The sequence below is a fragment of the Pseudomonas sp. E6002 genome (genome assembly GCF_013385565.1).
In the GTDB taxonomy this organism is placed as follows: domain Bacteria; phylum Pseudomonadota; class Gammaproteobacteria; order Pseudomonadales; family Pseudomonadaceae; genus Aquipseudomonas.
Window position 1 is genome coordinate 237,199 of the sequence record NZ_JACAPT010000010.1, and the last position, 14,586, is coordinate 251,784.

Here is a 14,586-nt window from a genome sequence, read left to right on the forward strand (position 1 = left end):
TTAGTTAATAAGACGTACGAGCTGCACAAATCATGAAGCGGGGGATGTAGAAATTTTGTCGGTAACATCCTGGAGACATACCGACCTGTCCGAATAAACGCCTGCGGCTGCTAAAATTATTCCCGGTATTTACGTCTTAACTGAGGTGTTGGCGAAGCTGTCCCTCGTCGCGGTGTTTAATTTGGCTGTGGAGTCTGCGTGATTATTTCCAACGGGTTGTTCAGGATGTGTGTGGCAGGGGCGTTGCTGGGGCTGAGTCTTTCGGCCACGGCGCGGGTGCAGGAGCAACAGGCCACCGCCGAGATCCGTCGCACCAGCTTTGGTGTCCCGCATATCCGGGCCAACGATGAGCGTGGGCTGGGGTTCGGCATCGGTTATGCCTATGCCCAGGACAACCTGTGCCTGCTGGCCAATGAGGTGGTAACGGTCAATGGCGAGCGTGCCAGGTACTTTGGTCCCGAGCAGGCGACCCTGGAAGGGCGTAACAACCTTGCCAACGACGTGTTCTTCACCTGGCTGAACACCCCCCAGGCCGTTGCGGCATTCTGGAAGGCCCAGCCCCCGGCGATGCAGCAGCGCATTGAAGGGTATGTTGCCGGTTACAACCACTACCTCAAGGAGCGCACTGCCCAGGGTTTGCCGGCGCAGTGCCAGGCGGCCTGGGTACGGCCGATCACGGCCGAAGACCTGGTCAAGCTGACCCGCCGGCTGCTGGTGGAAGGTGGCGTCGGACAATTTGCCGAGGCCCTGGTGGGGGCCACGCCGCCCAACACCGTCGCCCAGGTGGACAGCAAGGCGTTTGAGGTCGCGGCGGCCAACCAGCAACGTTTCGCCCTGGACCGTGGCAGCAACGCGGTGGCGGTGGGGCGTGACCGTTCGTTCAACGGCCGCGGCATGCTGCTGGCCAACCCGCATTTTCCGTGGGTGGGCGGCATGCGTTTCTACGAGATGCACCTGACCATCCCCGGCCAGCTGGATGTGATGGGCGCTGCGTTGCCGGGCCTGCCGGTGATCAATATCGGCTTCAACCAGCACGTTGCGTGGACGCACACCGTTGATACGTCCAAGCACTTCACCCTGTATCGCCTGACTCTGGACCCCAAGGACCCGACTCGCTATTTGCTGGACGGCAAGTCCGTGCCCATGGATAAAACCACGATCAAGGTAGCGGTAAAAACTGCCGACGGCGGTACCCGGGAACAGTCCCGCACGGTCTACAGCTCGCAGTTCGGCCCCATCGTGCAATGGCCGGGCAAACTCGACTGGGACGCCAAATATGCCTTCAGCCTGCGGGATGCCAACCTGGGCAACGACCGTGTGCTGCAACAGTGGTACGCGATGAACCGCGCGGCGAACCTCAAGGAACTGCAAACCTCGGTACACACCCTGCAAGGTATCCCGTGGGTCAACACGGTGGCAGCGGATGACCAGGGTCAAAGCCTGTACATGAACCTGTCGGTGGTGCCGAACGTCAGCGCGAAAAAGCTCGCACAGTGCAGTGACCCACGGGTCGGGCTGCAATTCATCATGCTCGACGGCTCTCGCAGCGCCTGCGCCTGGGACGTGGACCCGCGTGCCGCCCAGGCCGGGATCTTCCCCGCCGAGCAACTGCCGCAACTGGAGCGCACCGACTACGTGCAGCACTCCAATGACTCGGCCTGGCTGGTCAACCCCAAGGCACCCTTGACCGGGTTCTCGCCCGTTATCAGCCAGGACAAGATCGGCTTGGGGCCGCGTGCGCGCTTTGCCTTGCAACGCTTGCAGGAGCTCGACAAGCAACCGATCAAGGTCGCCGACCTGCAGAACATGGTCATGGACAACCAGGTGTATCTTGCCAGCCAGGTGATGCCGGACTTGCTGAAGTTCTGCGCGGGTGCCGATGCCAGCGTGAAATCGGTGTGCGACAGCCTGAAAAACTGGGACCAGCGCGCCAACCTCGACAGCGGCCTGGGCCTGGTGCACTTCATCAACCTGGCGGAGCAACTGGCGCAAGCGCCGGACGCGTGGAAGGTGGGTTTCGATCCGGCACAACCCCTGACCACACCACGTGGGCTGGCGGTCGATCGGGCAAACGTGGCCAAGGCACTGCATGAAGCGATGCTCGCGTCAGCCGCCGACGTGGCCAAGCGCGGGCTGACGGCGGACAGCCGCTGGGGGGATATTCAGGTCTCGGGCCAGACACCGATCCACGGCGGCCCGCAAGAGCTGGGCGTTTATAACGCCATGCAAAGCGTGCCTCGGGCCGATGGCAAGCGCGAGGTAGTCAGCGGCAGCAGCTACTTGCAGATCGTGACGTTCGACGAGAAGGGGCCCAATGCCGAAGGTGTGCTGGCATTCTCCTTGTCCAGCGACCCCGCGTCGAAATACTTCAAGGACCAGACCCAGGCGTTTTCCGAGAAAAAACTCAACCCGCTGCCGTTTACCGAACAGCAGATCAAGGCGGACCCGCAGTATCAATTGCAGGTTATCCGTGACAAGGAAGAAGCCGGGCGGTAGGGTAGCCCACCAGGAATGCCTGCCCCTTGAGAGAATATTTTTTGAAATCAAGGGGTTGCAAGCCCTGGCAAATGAGTACATAATTGCGCCCATCGAACGCACTGAAGCATTAAAAACTTCAATGTTTTCAATGAGATAGAGTAGAGGCAAGCTTCACATAGCCCACTCAAGTTTGTATGCGGTGAATGTCGGTTGTAAGGCATTGATCGTTTGAGGCCGAGTAGCAAAATGGTTATGCAGCGGATTGCAAATCCGCCTACGCCGGTTCGATTCCGACCTCGGCCTCCACTCTTAGAAACCCCGTAGATTAACGTCTACGGGGTTTTTTATTGAGCTCGAAAAAAAGAACCGCCACCCGGATCTTTTCCATTTTGTCGTTTGGCGATAGCTCCAACGCAGGCATCAATCTTCTTTGCGGTCTTCGGCCGGAGTTCATGAATTGACCCCGGCGATTCCTTCCACGACTACGGTACTAGCGCCCTGGCTCCCCAGCCAATCTCAGTCAGACGCTGTTCCTGAACCTTCTTTCTGAGGCATGTGAATACCCTTGTGCCCATAAAAAGGAGTGTGCGGATGGGTTCTTACTGGAGTGAGGTTGCTGACAGGCCTTCGCGCTTCATCAGCTTCAGCTCCCGACGAATCTACTGGGTAGTACATGGCTCGATGTGGAATCGGAGCCACTCGGTGCAGAATCAGTCGCCCTCATTCAATCTCGCGGCCTGAGCCGCGGCCGAAATCTTCTCAACGGCGAATCTTCAGTGTTCCGCGCCTTCCCATTTTCAAACGACAAATGTAGCCAAATGTACCCGACAGTAAATGTTTCGAAATGTGAAAAAAATGTCCGACATAACTTGGTAATTGAGTTAGATTCCTATTAGCATTCTCGAAATGTTAACGCGCTTGACCCACTCGTCGTAGGAATCCTCGTTTTGAAACATCACTTTTCTGCCAGTCTGTTGCTTGCTGGCGCTTGCAGCGCTGCGTCCCTCGTTCACGCCACCGAAGACTTGACGTTGCCGACTACCCAGATCGAAGCGAGTAGTGAACCTATTGACGGTCCAACCGTGGGCTACAAAAGCAACCCGTCGTCCAGCACTACCCGTCTGGGCTTGACGGACAAGGAAACCCCGCAGGCCGTGACCACCATCACTCGGCAAGCCCTGGATGACTTCAAGATCACGGGCATCAAGGATGCGCTGCGTGCTGCGCCCTCGGTGACCGTGGAGCAAACCGAAACCGATCGTACGGAATTCACCTCGCGCGGCTTCGATATCAACAACTTTGAATACGATGGCGTGGGCATGCCCTTCGTGGGAACCGTATTGGTCGGTGATCAGGACTTGGCCGAGTTCGAGCAGATCGACATCCTGCATGGCGCCAATGGTTTGATGAGCGGGGCTGGCAACCCGTCGGCCACGGTCAATTTCGTACGCAAACGTCCGACCGAGACCTTCCAGGCGCAAATCGATACCAGCGTCAGCTCATGGGATGGCCGTCGTGTGGACGTGGACGTTTCCGGGCCGTTGACGGATACCGGCAACGTACGCGGCCGCTTCATTTACTCCCACGACAAGGGCAACTCGTGGATGGATCGATACAGCCATGAGCGCAACGTCGCTGCCGGGTTGTTGGCGTTCGATGTGTCCGATGCCGACACCGTAACCGTGGGTTTCTCCCAGCACGACAGCAATTCAAACGGCAGCACCTGGGGTAACTTGCCGTTGGTGGATAACGATGGCAACGCCATTCACTATGGCAGCCGCAGCTCCAGCATCGGCCAGCCATGGACCTATTGGAACCTGCGTACCCAGCGCACATTCGCTGAGCTCAAGCATGATTTTGGCAACGGCTGGAACGCTACGGTCACCGCCACGGGCATCACCGAAAAGCAAGACACCAACATGATGTATGTCGCCGGGGTCAGCGGTGATGACGCCTCAGTGTTTGCCGCCAATACCACCAGCGAGGCTCATCAGTTGCTGGGCGAGGCCAAGGTCTCCGGCCCGTTCAGCCTGTTTGGCCGAGAGCATGAGTTGACCCTCGGTGCCGCCTATGGCCGCACCCATCAGAAGGCCCGGGAATACGATGCGGCTGCAGATGGCTACTACGACGTTTCATTCTCGGATGTGCTGGCGGGCAATCTGGCGCATCCGTCGTTCCTGTTTACCAGCGACGCCAATACGCAGAATTTCACGGACACTCAGAAAAGCGTGTACGCCGGTGCCCGATTCAGTCTGGCCGATGATCTTCACTGGATCGCCGGCGCGCGGATGATCAGCCTGGACGCTTCCGGCGACAGCTATGGTTCCGACTACTACACCCGCGCACATGGCAAGGTGACGCCTTACACCGGCCTGGTCTACGACCTGGACAAGCAGTGGAGCGTGTATGGCAGCTGGACGAAAATCTACAGCGCTCAGTACAACCTGGGCAGGGACGGCAAACTGCTTGCTCCGCTTGAAGGCAAAAGCATGGAAGCCGGTGTGAAGGGCAGCTTGCTGGATGACCGCCTCAACGTCACCGCCGCGGCGTTCAAGACCGAACAGCAGAATGTCGCGGAGTATGTCGGCCTGGTGGGTGGCCGGTCCGTTTACGACCCCATGGATTACAAGAGTCACGGAGTAGAGCTGCAAGCCTCTGGCGAAGCGCTACCCGGCCTGGACGTGCTCGCCGGGTATACCTACGTGCGCATCGACAACGACGATGGCGACAAGGCCCGTAAGTATGTGCCAACTCATAGCGTGCGCGGCATGCTCACCTATCGCTTGCCAAGTTTGCCCCAAGCCAAGATCGGTACACGGGTAAGCTGGCAGAGTGCAGTGGAAAACGACACGAACAGTGCCATCCACCAGAACGCCTACGCGTTGCTCGATTTCATGGCCAGCTATGACATCGACAGCAACTGGAGCACGTCGCTGAACCTGAACAACGTCACCGATCGCAAATACCTGCTATCGCTGTACAACAGTGCCACGACCGCCAGCTACGGCGCCCCGCGTAACCTGGTAGCTTCCGTTACCTGGAAATACTGATACCGCCTGGGGGCTCGCTGTGCCCCGTGACGCGCGGCGAGCCTGGCGCTTTAAGGAAAAACACCGAGCATGACTGCACGCACCTTGCGTATCTGGTTTCTGGTCCACAAATGGACCAGCCTGATCGCTACCGTTTTCCTGTTGTTGCTGTGCCTGACGGGGCTGCCACTGATCTTTCATGAAGAGATTGAGCACTACTTCGAGCCGCCGCCGCCCCTGCGCCCGCTGACCGCCGATACACCACGAATCGACTACGACACCGTCATTGCCAGTGCATTGGTGGCGCAGCCGGGGGAGGTCGTGCGTTTTGTCGGTTTCGATCCGGAAAGTCCGCTCGGTACGGTGTACACGGCAACGAGCATTATGCCGCCACCGATCGAGGGGCATTCGCAGTCGTTCGATACACGCACTGGCGAGTTATTTCCTGCGGTGCCGCCAGACGAAGGGTTCATGAACCTGATGTTGCGCCTGCATACCGATTTATTCATGGGGTTGCCCGGTTATCTGTTCCTCGGTTTCATGGGGCTGCTGTTGGTCGCGGCGCTGGTGTCCGGCGTGGTGGTGTACACACCGTTCATGCGCAAGCTGGACTTCGCCACTGTGCGCAACGGGCGCAGTTCACGCTTGAAGTGGCTGGACCTGCATAACGTGCTCGGCATCGTCACCCTCGCCTGGGTGTTGGTGGTGGGGCTGACAGGCGTCATCAATACGCTGGCATTGCCCATTTTCGACTTTTGGCAGAGTGACCAGTTGGCGCAGATGACCGCGCCCTACAAGGATGCGCCGCCGCTGGAGCGCCTCGGGTCGTTGCAAAAAGCGCTGGATACCGCGCGTAAGGCGGCGCCAGGCATGGAGCCCAGCTTCATCGCCTTTCCCGGTACTCAGTTCAGCAGCCAGCACCATTACGCAGTGTTCATGCGCGGCACCACGCCGCTCACTGCGCGATTGCTCAAGCCGGCCCTGGTGGATGCGAGTACCGGCGAGCTGACCGACATGCGTGAGATGCCGTTGTACGTGAAAACCTTGCTGGTTTCGCAGCCGCTGCATTTTGGTGATTACGGTGGTGTGCCGCTGAAGATCATCTGGACGCTGCTCGATCTCATCAGCATCGTCATCCTCGGCAGTGGGCTCTACCTGTGGCTGAGCCGTCGCAAGGTACCGTTGCAAAAACGCTTGGATGAATTGCATGCCAGCGGGCCGGAAATGGGGGGCCGATCATGAGGCGCGGACTGTGGATGATCTTTCGCTGGCCGCTGTTGCTCTTTGTTCTAAGCCTGTTCGGATTGCTCTCGGCGCTGATCGGTGACGGCGTCTATGACCTGCTTTCATGGCTCAGCCTGGGGGTGCCGTTGGGGCTGGTCGGGGTGGTTTGGCTGCGTTTGCGTTCAGCCAAACGATGATTGGCGCGATCCTCAGCGCCGTCATCAACAGCGTCAGCTTCCACTCGGTTGCAGGTCGATTTTCTCCCAGCGGCAACTCACCCACGGAGTTCGCCAGGGCATTGCATGCTCAGCGCCGCGACGAAGTCGTGAATGGCGCTGTACTGGGAAAGTCTTCCGCACATGGCCAAGCCCTCAACCTGAAACCTGAGCTTAGACGATGGTTTTCGGGTGAGACATCAGTTCGTTCAGCACACTGCGCAGCCTCTCGGCCTCGCGCGTGCTGAGTCGATCTGAAGTGGTGAGGTTGGCGATCTGCTTCCTCATCGCTGCAGCTTCGGCACCGCGCAGCCTGAGGTATCCGGCAAACTCTTCGTTCTTTGCCTGTGCTTCTGTCAGCATCGCGACCAGGCCGAAGATATCCGCCCGGGCCTTGCGCAGTTGCAGGTTCAGTTCCTGGATCTCGTTCTCGAGCAGCCGGGCGTGTTGTTTGTGCATTTCGAGAGGCGTGGGGATGCCAAGCCACCCGCAGGTGTCTTCGTCGATATTCATAGGAGGTATTTCGAGTGCTGTATGTGTATACAGTATTCGAGATTGAGTGAAGTGGAATGCTTGAGGCGACGAACTGCAGGGTTACCCGACGATCAGTCGGGCGCGGGCCTCCCACTCTTTACTATTTACCGGCGGTGATACGCGCCATGAACTGACGCGTCAGGCTGGCGATCTGCTCGGTTTTTTCATCCAGTGCGAAATGCCCCGCGTCCATAATATGAACCTCGGCCCCCGGCACATCATCCTTGTAGCGCATGGCTCCCGGCACAATGAACGACGGGTCGTATTTTCCCCACATGACCAACATCGGCGGTTGGTTGTCTTTCAACCATTGCTGCCATTTAGGGTAAGAGGCGACGTTGTTTCGGTAGTCCAGCAACAACGCCGACTGTATCGCCCGCTGGCCCGGGCGGGATAAGGCGGCAAACTCGTCTTCCCAGGCATCAGGGTTGTAACGCTCGGGATGAGGGCTGGTGCCCAGGTGGCGCTGCTTCGTGCCTTCGTACCCCGTGAACCCATCGACTTGTTCGGGATGTTCGGCGGGAGCCTTCCAGTACTTGGCGATGTTCGCCCACTTGGCACCCAGGCCTTCGTCATACGCATTGGCGTTCTGGATGATGATGCCGTGCAGTTTTTGCGGCGCGTTGAGGATCATCCGAAAGCCTACCGGGCCGCCGTAGTCCTGCATAAACAGGGTGTATTCATGGATTTGCAATTGCGTGAGCAGCTTGCTCATGGTGTCGGCCAGATGGTCAAACGTGTAGGTGTAGGTCGCGGGCGAGGGCGCGTCGCTTCTGCCGAACCCGGGGTAGTCGGGTGCGATCACGTGATACCGGTCAGCAAGCAGCGGGATCAGCGAATCCCACATGCGCGAGGACGAAGGGTAGCCATGGAGCAGCACCAGGGTCGGCGCGTCCCTGGGGCCGGCCTCGCGATAGAAAACCCTCACGCCGTCCACACTGGACCAATGATAGCCAGTGGACTCGGTGGTATAGGGGACGGACGGCACCGGTTCGCTGGCGTGTGCCGGTGCGGTCATCGAAAGAGTGGTCATAAGTGCTCCCAGCGTGCAAAAGGTGGCGATGTTCATTGAGGCCCTGAGCTCTGATTTGCGCATTTCCCGGTGAAATGCAGCTGCGATCAGAGTGAACGCATCCGGGAACTCACACCATTGGCCCAATGACCATTTTTCATTAGAATCGGGCCAATCTCGATCAGGCCCGCCCTATGAAAAAAAGTGTGAAAGTTGCAGTCATCGCTTTTAACGGCATCAGCCCCTTTCACCTTTCTGTGCCGTGCCTCGTATTTGGTAAAGATCGCCGAGTGGGGGATTCGCCCTGGTTTGAATTGGTGGTCTGCGCGGGCGAAGAGGGGGCGCTGGTTACCAACGCCGGTTTCGCGATCCACTGTGACCATGGTTTGGACCAGGTTGCAGGAGCTGACATCGTCATCATTCCCAGCTGGCGGGACGTCACCGAAAGGCCGCCGTGCGCACTCCTCGAAACGCTTCAGGCAGCCCATGAACGGGGCGCGCTGGTGGTCGGCCTGTGCCTGGGGGCGTTCGTGCTTGCCCATGCGGGCCTGCTGTGCGACAAGCGGGCAACCACGCACTGGGCGTGGGCGGCGCATCTGGCGCGAGATTTCCCACGCATTGAAGTGGACCCCAAAGTGCTCTATGTCGAGGCGCAGCAAATCCTGACCTCTGCAGGCGTGGCCGCAGGGCTCGATTGCTGTATTCATATCGTCAGGCGGATCTATGGGCGGGGGGTTGCCAACGCGCTGGCGCGTCAACTGCTGGTTTCCCCCCATCGCGACGGAGGCCAGGCCCAGTTCATCAGCCAGCCTGTTCCTCAAGGCGCAAGCGACCAGCGTCTCGGCCAGTTGCTGGACTGGCTTCGGGCAAACCTGGGACAACCGTTGTCAATCGATCAGGTGGCGACGAGGCTGGCGATGAGTCGACGCAGTTTCACCCGGCACTTCAAGCAACTGACCGGCTCGACGTTTGGCAAGTGGCTCACGAATGAGCGAATCAAGGCCGTCCAACTGCAACTTGAAACAACCGACCACAGCGTCGAGTCGATCGCTGACGCTTGCGGGTTTGGTACAAGCCTGTCGTTACGCCAGCACTTTTTCTCGATCGTGGGCGTGAGCCCCACAACCTACCGGAAGGCTTATCATCGATAGGGAGCTACCTGTAATTTCCGGTTCCGATACCCGTTCGCTGACGTGCAGCGACGGAGCGAAAACTGGCCAGTGACTCCTGCGGGTACAAGGCCGAAAAGCTCTCCAGGCAACCGCCTGCAAGTGAAAGCGATTTGGCCTCGGGCTGGCAGTTTCCTCCTGACTGACTAACCTTCTACGCAACGGCCATCCTTGTACAAGTGTCAAGGGTCCACCTCAGGGACCTGAACCGGCGCGCTGGGTTGGCAAGTCATAAGGAGAGCTTCATGAATGGACTTATCTCAAGAGTCTTACTGGCGTTGACAACACTGGCCTGGGTGTCCGGCTCCCAGGCCGCGACCACCGTCACCGGGCAAATCAGTGCGTCGCTGATATTGATCAATAGTTGCCTGGTCAACGGCGTGGGAGGCACCACAGGCTTGAATTTCGGTGCGTTGAACTTTGGTACCGCCAACACCCTGTATACAGAGGCTGATGGGCAAGTGCTGGGCGGCGGCGGGGCGCCTTTGTCTATTCAATGCTCGGCGGGTACTTCGCCGGTATTGACCATCACGTCCGGCGCCAATGATGGCAAATCCACCGGTGGAACGCGTGCCCTGGCAGACGGTGCCGGCCACTTTGCGCCCTATGACATCTACACCGACGCCGCCCACACGCAAATTCTTGCCAACAACGGCACTATCAATCTGGCGGCCAGCACCGGGGTTGCGCAAACCGTGAATATTTACGGTAAATCCCCAGGCAAGGTGGGTTTGCCGGCCGGCACTTATACCGACACGATTGCGGTCACGCTGACGTTTTGAATATGAGGTATATCGCTTGCGGCAATCTTCGGATGCCAAGGGAAATAATTTATTTGCTGTTCCATTTTGAACTCCGTCTTCCATTTTTGAGCGGGAGACGGCATAGATTTATTGATTTTTAAATTGATCTCTACCTGTATCGCATTCACACCCCTAAAGACATCTACGGGATGACAGGAGTTGGATGATCAGGTGCATGCATCATGTTAATATCGCCACCCCTCGTGACCGAGGGGCCTCTGGCGGGCAGGCTGGTCGAGAGAAAATCCCCTTGTTTCCTGAGATTTATAGCTTGATGTGCCATTTTTAACGTCCATGGCATGATTTCGTGGGCGTTAATCAGCCGATATTCATTTTTCCATTTAAAGCTGCGCTTGCTATGGCAGCAGTTCAGAAACTATACGCCTCAAAAGGAAGAGTCATGGCCGTACCACGCATTATTTTCCCAATAGCCATTGCTGTTGTCGTGCTCGGAGCCGGCACGCTGATCTATCAGGGCCTCAACGGCACAAGCAGCTCGCTGAGCTGCGCAGATGATTTCTCGCAAGCCACGGTTATCGAGGGTGTTAAAGGTACAGTTGCCGGCGACACTACACTAGCCACCAGCCAGGCTGGTGAGTCTGGACATATTCCTTTTGCCAAGCCTTACCATTCGGTCTGGTGCAAATGGACTTCCCCAGAAGACGCAAGCTTCACATTTGATACCACAGGCTCAAAATTCGACACCGTGCTTGCCGTTTATAAAAGCACGAGCCTGAATTCGATGCCGGTGGCCGGCACGAACAATAACCAGTCGGAAAATGATGTAACCAGTGCTGTGACTTTTTCAGCCAAGAAGGGTGAAACCTATTCGATTGCCGTCGATGGGTTTGAAGGTGCTTACGGTAAGTACATCCTCAACTGGGCCAAGAAATAAGCGAACATGGCAGCTGTCGGCGGCCATTGGCTAAGGTGAAGGGGGACGACAATCCTCCACACCAGAAAACCCCGTAGATTAACGTCTACGGGGTTTTTTATTGTCTGCCGGTAAGTACGATGGGCGAAAAAACCGCAATCGCGGGCCTTTTCGCAGGGCAGCCCGACTTACTTGAACAAACCGCCAATTGCGTTGATCGCATCCGCAGCCTTGTTCACGTTTTGCTGGCGTTGAGGGTTAGTGTCCACTTGTGCCTGAGTGTTGTAGGTACTGTTGCTGCAGCTCTTGTTGGTTTGTGTCAGTGCTGCCTGGAACGCGGTCGCGCGCAACGTATCGCCCTTGGCATTGGCCGCATTGATATTGGTCTGCAGGTCGCGGATCTGTTGCTGGCAGGAGGCACTGTTGGCGTTGACGGTGTTGTTGCTGTTGCCGGCACCCCCCAAGGCAGATGACAGGGCACCGGTGAGGGCAGACAGGTCGGCGGCGTGGGCGGGCAAAGTGAACAGGCTGAACAGGGCGGCGGCTGGGGCGAGTTTGGAAAGACGCATGGCAAACCTCAATGTTTTATTGCCTGCGCATCTCCGGGGGCCCGAGCAGGCGCAGAACAATATCCGTATAAAGGTGAGCGCTCGGGTGGGGCGAAATATATTTGGTCAAATTTTGACCTTCAACCGTGAAACTCCATAAATGTGAGTTGTTTCACGTTGTTTGTCTGGCATTGACGACGTATCAAGGTGAGGGCACGAGCCCAGTGATTCGCGATGCAAGCTGAAACGCCTGGGTGCTTCACTTGGCGCAACAAATACCCGATAGCTTCACCAGCAGTGTCAGCGCGACGATTGCCCAGCCAAAGTTGAGTGCGACAAACATCCATTCCGGCGGATTTGTACCCAGGGAAATCGTCGAGGTAACCGTCAAGAAAACCATCAAAAGACCAATTGGGAGCCAGAACCAGAGGTGTTTCTGGCGCTGGCACACCTCTATGTGCAGCGGGCTATCTTCATGGAGCGTCATGTGTTGTCGGCCTCGGTAACCTGCTGCTTCCCTGCCGATGTTCAGCTCAAGAGCGCTATCCTGAGCAATGAGTCCAGGTGATGCAAGGTGCATTCGCCGTTAGTGTCAATATGAATGGACTCCGGTCCTGCGTATAAGCGTATGGTGGATGTTAAACACGGTTTGAGGTACCCACCATGGACGACAAGCTCGGCGCCCGCCTGAAAGAAGAACGCAAGGTCCTTGGGCTTTCCCAGCAGGAGTTTGGTGCGATTGGCGGTGTCGCCGCCAATGCCCAGGTGCATTACGAAAGTGGAGTGCGGCTGCCCAAGTCCGATTACCTGATTGCCCTTCGGCGCAAGGGGGTAGACGTGATTTACGTGCTGACGGGGGAGAGGGCGGCGATCAACCAGGACGACCTGAGTGAAAAGGAGACATCGATTATCAACCAATACCGCACGCTGGACTGCCTGGATCAGGAGGCGATTGCGCAAATCACTTCGTCGCTGTCCGCTGATTAATGGCACAGGGCAAGGAACCGCTTGGTGTATAGCTGGCAGTGCATGTGCGCTATTACTGTTTGTTGAATGCCCGGGCCTGATGAAGTGTATGCCCGTATCTCCCGGTAGCTGTACGGGGCGAATACCGACGCAACGTTCTACTGTCTTGGCCACAGTACTTCGTTCGGATGTTGCCCATGTTCATGTCTTCAAGCCTGTTGTCAGCCTTTGCGCTGTTCGCCTTTGTCTCCTCGATTACGCCCGGCCCCAATAACACCATGTTGCTGGCGTCCGGGGTGAACTTCGGTTTTATTCGCTCGATCCCCCATGCACTGGGGATCAGCATTGGCTTCATGTTGTTGGTGATCGCCGTGGGCCTGGGCCTGGGCGAAGTGTTCAAGGCGTTGCCGTGGGCCTACACCGTATTGCGTTATGTGGGGGCGGCGTATTTGCTGTACCTCGCCTGGAAAATCGCAACGTCCAGCGCGATGTCCGATGACACCGATAACAAGCGCAAACCCATGACGTTTCTCGGTGCGGCGGCCTTCCAGTGGGTCAACCCCAAGGCCTGGGTCATGGCATTGGGCGCGATCACCACCTACACGCCTGCCGAGGGTTATGTCACCAACGTGCTGTTGATTGCTGCGGTGTTTGCCTTGGTAAACCTGCCCAGCGTTTGCGTATGGGCCGGCTGTGGCAGCGGCTTGCGCAATGTACTGCGCGAGCCACGCTGGTTGCGGGTGTTCAACTGGTCGATGGCGGCGCTGTTGGTGCTGTCGTTGTATCCGATGTTTTTTGCCGGCTGACACGCCCTCTGACCTCCAGCGGGTTGCGTCAGCAGGCCATGGATCCTAGACCGGTGAGATGGTGGCCAGCAGACCAATTGCGATGGTCAGCGCAAGAAAACCGAACAGGAAAAATGCCATCTTAGCCATAAGGCCTCCGAAATGAACGGGCCGGCAGGACGGTTCCTGCCGGGCTCCACGGGCGTGTCGGGAGTGGGTGTATTGTCAGGGCAGGGCGGTTTTCGATACAGGGGCAGATGCAGAAGAAAAAAGCGTATCAGATGGGCCGGGGCGCCGCAGGAGCAGGAAAGCCGGGGATGATCATTTTGGGGTATCAGGGAATAAACCGCGGCTCAGTAACTTGTGGGCGGGACTGCTGAAGGAACTAACCTTTTGCGGGGAGTATCGTATCCACGATTTTCGTGGGAGGTTGAAGGCGAACTGCGTCGTGCGTGGCTATTCTCAAGCGGCGCTGGGAGGGTTCCTTGAAGTGATTTCATCGGGGCGAGTAGGCAAATGGGCAAGACATTGGCTGCGCTGTCGTTTTTGATGACCCTGGTTTGGGTTTCAGTGGTTATTGCGGTAATGACTTATTTTTCCTGATGCACGTGGGGCACGGGTGCGGCACCTGGTGAAGCGGTCGGTATCGCCATTGCCCACTCCCGCCTGCAAAATCTGTAGATGACTGATCTGGCGAGCTTTTTTGTTTGCCAGGGCGCCTCTTGATTGTTTGAAAAAGCCCGCACCCGACCTTGCATCGAGGGGGCTGGATCTATATATTCCCTAGCCTGCTGCAACGCTCAAGGGCTTTTAACGCTGCTTGGCCTGCTGCATAGCGCTACCGCCCGAATGGCGAAACTGGTAGACGCATGGGACTTAAAATCCCCCGCTCGTAAGGGCGTGCCGGTTCGATTCCGGCTTCGGGCACCATCATATTCAAGGGTTTGCG

At 57.6% G+C, this 14,586-nt stretch carries 13 protein-coding genes, 2 tRNA genes and 1 pseudogene; 11 read left to right on the top strand and 5 right to left on the bottom strand.

The genetic code is table 11. From position 1 onward, the window contains the following. Positions 1-198 precede the first annotated feature (198 nt). The 5 genes from HX815_RS11060 (at position 199) to HX815_RS11080 (ending at position 6,928) form a co-directional block, all read left to right on the top strand. Positions 199-2,496: an acylase gene (locus HX815_RS11060; protein WP_177028200.1), complete on the top strand. Its 2,298-nt coding sequence runs from the start codon at positions 199-201 to the stop codon at positions 2,494-2,496. 214 nt (positions 2,497-2,710) lie between these two features. Continuing rightward, positions 2,711-2,784, top strand: a tRNA-Cys gene (locus HX815_RS11065). A gap of 641 nt (positions 2,785-3,425) precedes the next feature. After that, entirely contained in the window at positions 3,426-5,528 is a 2,103-nt protein-coding gene (locus HX815_RS11070) for a TonB-dependent siderophore receptor (protein WP_003207678.1), read from the top strand. 69 nt (positions 5,529-5,597) lie between these two features. After that, positions 5,598-6,749 carry a PepSY domain-containing protein gene (locus tag HX815_RS11075; RefSeq protein WP_177008549.1) on the top strand — a complete coding sequence of 384 codons (1,152 nt, stop codon included), beginning with the start codon at positions 5,598-5,600 and terminating at the stop codon, positions 6,747-6,749. After that, entirely contained in the window at positions 6,746-6,928 is a 183-nt protein-coding gene (locus tag HX815_RS11080; protein ID WP_023658797.1) for a hypothetical protein, read from the top strand. The genes HX815_RS11075 and HX815_RS11080 overlap by 4 nt, the downstream gene beginning before the upstream one ends. Before the next feature lie 25 nt (positions 6,929-6,953). Here HX815_RS11080 and HX815_RS31595 read toward each other — a convergent pair. The 3 genes and pseudogenes from HX815_RS31595 to HX815_RS11090 form a co-directional block, all read right to left on the bottom strand. Continuing rightward, positions 6,954-7,092 (bottom strand): annotated as a pseudogene (locus tag HX815_RS31595) (DUF159 family protein); the annotation flags it as partial. A gap of 28 nt (positions 7,093-7,120) precedes the next feature. Continuing rightward, positions 7,121-7,459, bottom strand: a complete 339-nt coding sequence (locus HX815_RS11085) for a hypothetical protein (RefSeq protein WP_008435088.1) — start codon at positions 7,457-7,459, stop codon at positions 7,121-7,123. A gap of 121 nt (positions 7,460-7,580) precedes the next feature. Beyond that, positions 7,581-8,513 carry an alpha/beta fold hydrolase gene (locus HX815_RS11090; RefSeq protein ID WP_256347597.1) on the bottom strand — a complete coding sequence of 311 codons (933 nt, stop codon included), beginning with the start codon at positions 8,511-8,513 and terminating at the stop codon, positions 7,581-7,583. Positions 8,514-8,686: 173 nt separating this feature from the next. Between HX815_RS11090 and HX815_RS11095 the strand changes: the two genes are divergently transcribed. From HX815_RS11095 to HX815_RS11105, 3 genes are all read left to right on the top strand, one after another. Beyond that, positions 8,687-9,643 carry a GlxA family transcriptional regulator gene (locus HX815_RS11095; RefSeq protein WP_218168931.1) on the top strand — a complete coding sequence of 319 codons (957 nt, stop codon included), beginning with the start codon at positions 8,687-8,689 and terminating at the stop codon, positions 9,641-9,643. A 263-nt stretch (positions 9,644-9,906) separates the two neighbouring features. Beyond that, on the top strand, positions 9,907-10,443 hold the full coding sequence (locus tag HX815_RS11100; RefSeq protein ID WP_032899364.1) for a spore coat protein U domain-containing protein: 537 nt from the start codon (positions 9,907-9,909) through the stop codon (positions 10,441-10,443). A gap of 421 nt (positions 10,444-10,864) precedes the next feature. Further along, positions 10,865-11,359, top strand: coding sequence for a hypothetical protein (locus tag HX815_RS11105; RefSeq protein ID WP_087693941.1), 495 nt, complete (start codon positions 10,865-10,867; stop codon positions 11,357-11,359). A 167-nt stretch (positions 11,360-11,526) separates the two neighbouring features. Here HX815_RS11105 and HX815_RS11110 read toward each other — a convergent pair whose 3' ends face one another. Continuing rightward, positions 11,527-11,907 (bottom strand): DUF1090 family protein, encoded by a 381-nt coding sequence (locus tag HX815_RS11110; protein WP_003207691.1) that lies wholly within the window; start codon positions 11,905-11,907, stop codon positions 11,527-11,529. A 238-nt stretch (positions 11,908-12,145) separates the two neighbouring features. Beyond that, positions 12,146-12,373, bottom strand: coding sequence for a hypothetical protein (locus tag HX815_RS11115; RefSeq protein ID WP_256348171.1), 228 nt, complete (start codon positions 12,371-12,373; stop codon positions 12,146-12,148). 176 nt (positions 12,374-12,549) lie between these two features. On the opposite strand from HX815_RS11115, the gene HX815_RS11120 reads away from it, so the two are divergent. The 3 genes from HX815_RS11120 (at position 12,550) to HX815_RS11130 (ending at position 14,567) form a co-directional block, all read left to right on the top strand. Next, on the top strand, positions 12,550-12,873 hold the full coding sequence (locus HX815_RS11120; protein WP_177028201.1) for a helix-turn-helix domain-containing protein: 324 nt from the start codon (positions 12,550-12,552) through the stop codon (positions 12,871-12,873). A 176-nt stretch (positions 12,874-13,049) separates the two neighbouring features. Further along, entirely contained in the window at positions 13,050-13,658 is a 609-nt protein-coding gene (locus HX815_RS11125; RefSeq protein WP_177028202.1) for a LysE family translocator, read from the top strand. An 822-nt stretch (positions 13,659-14,480) separates the two neighbouring features. Next, positions 14,481-14,567, top strand: a tRNA-Leu gene (locus tag HX815_RS11130). Positions 14,568-14,586: the final 19 nt, after the last annotated feature.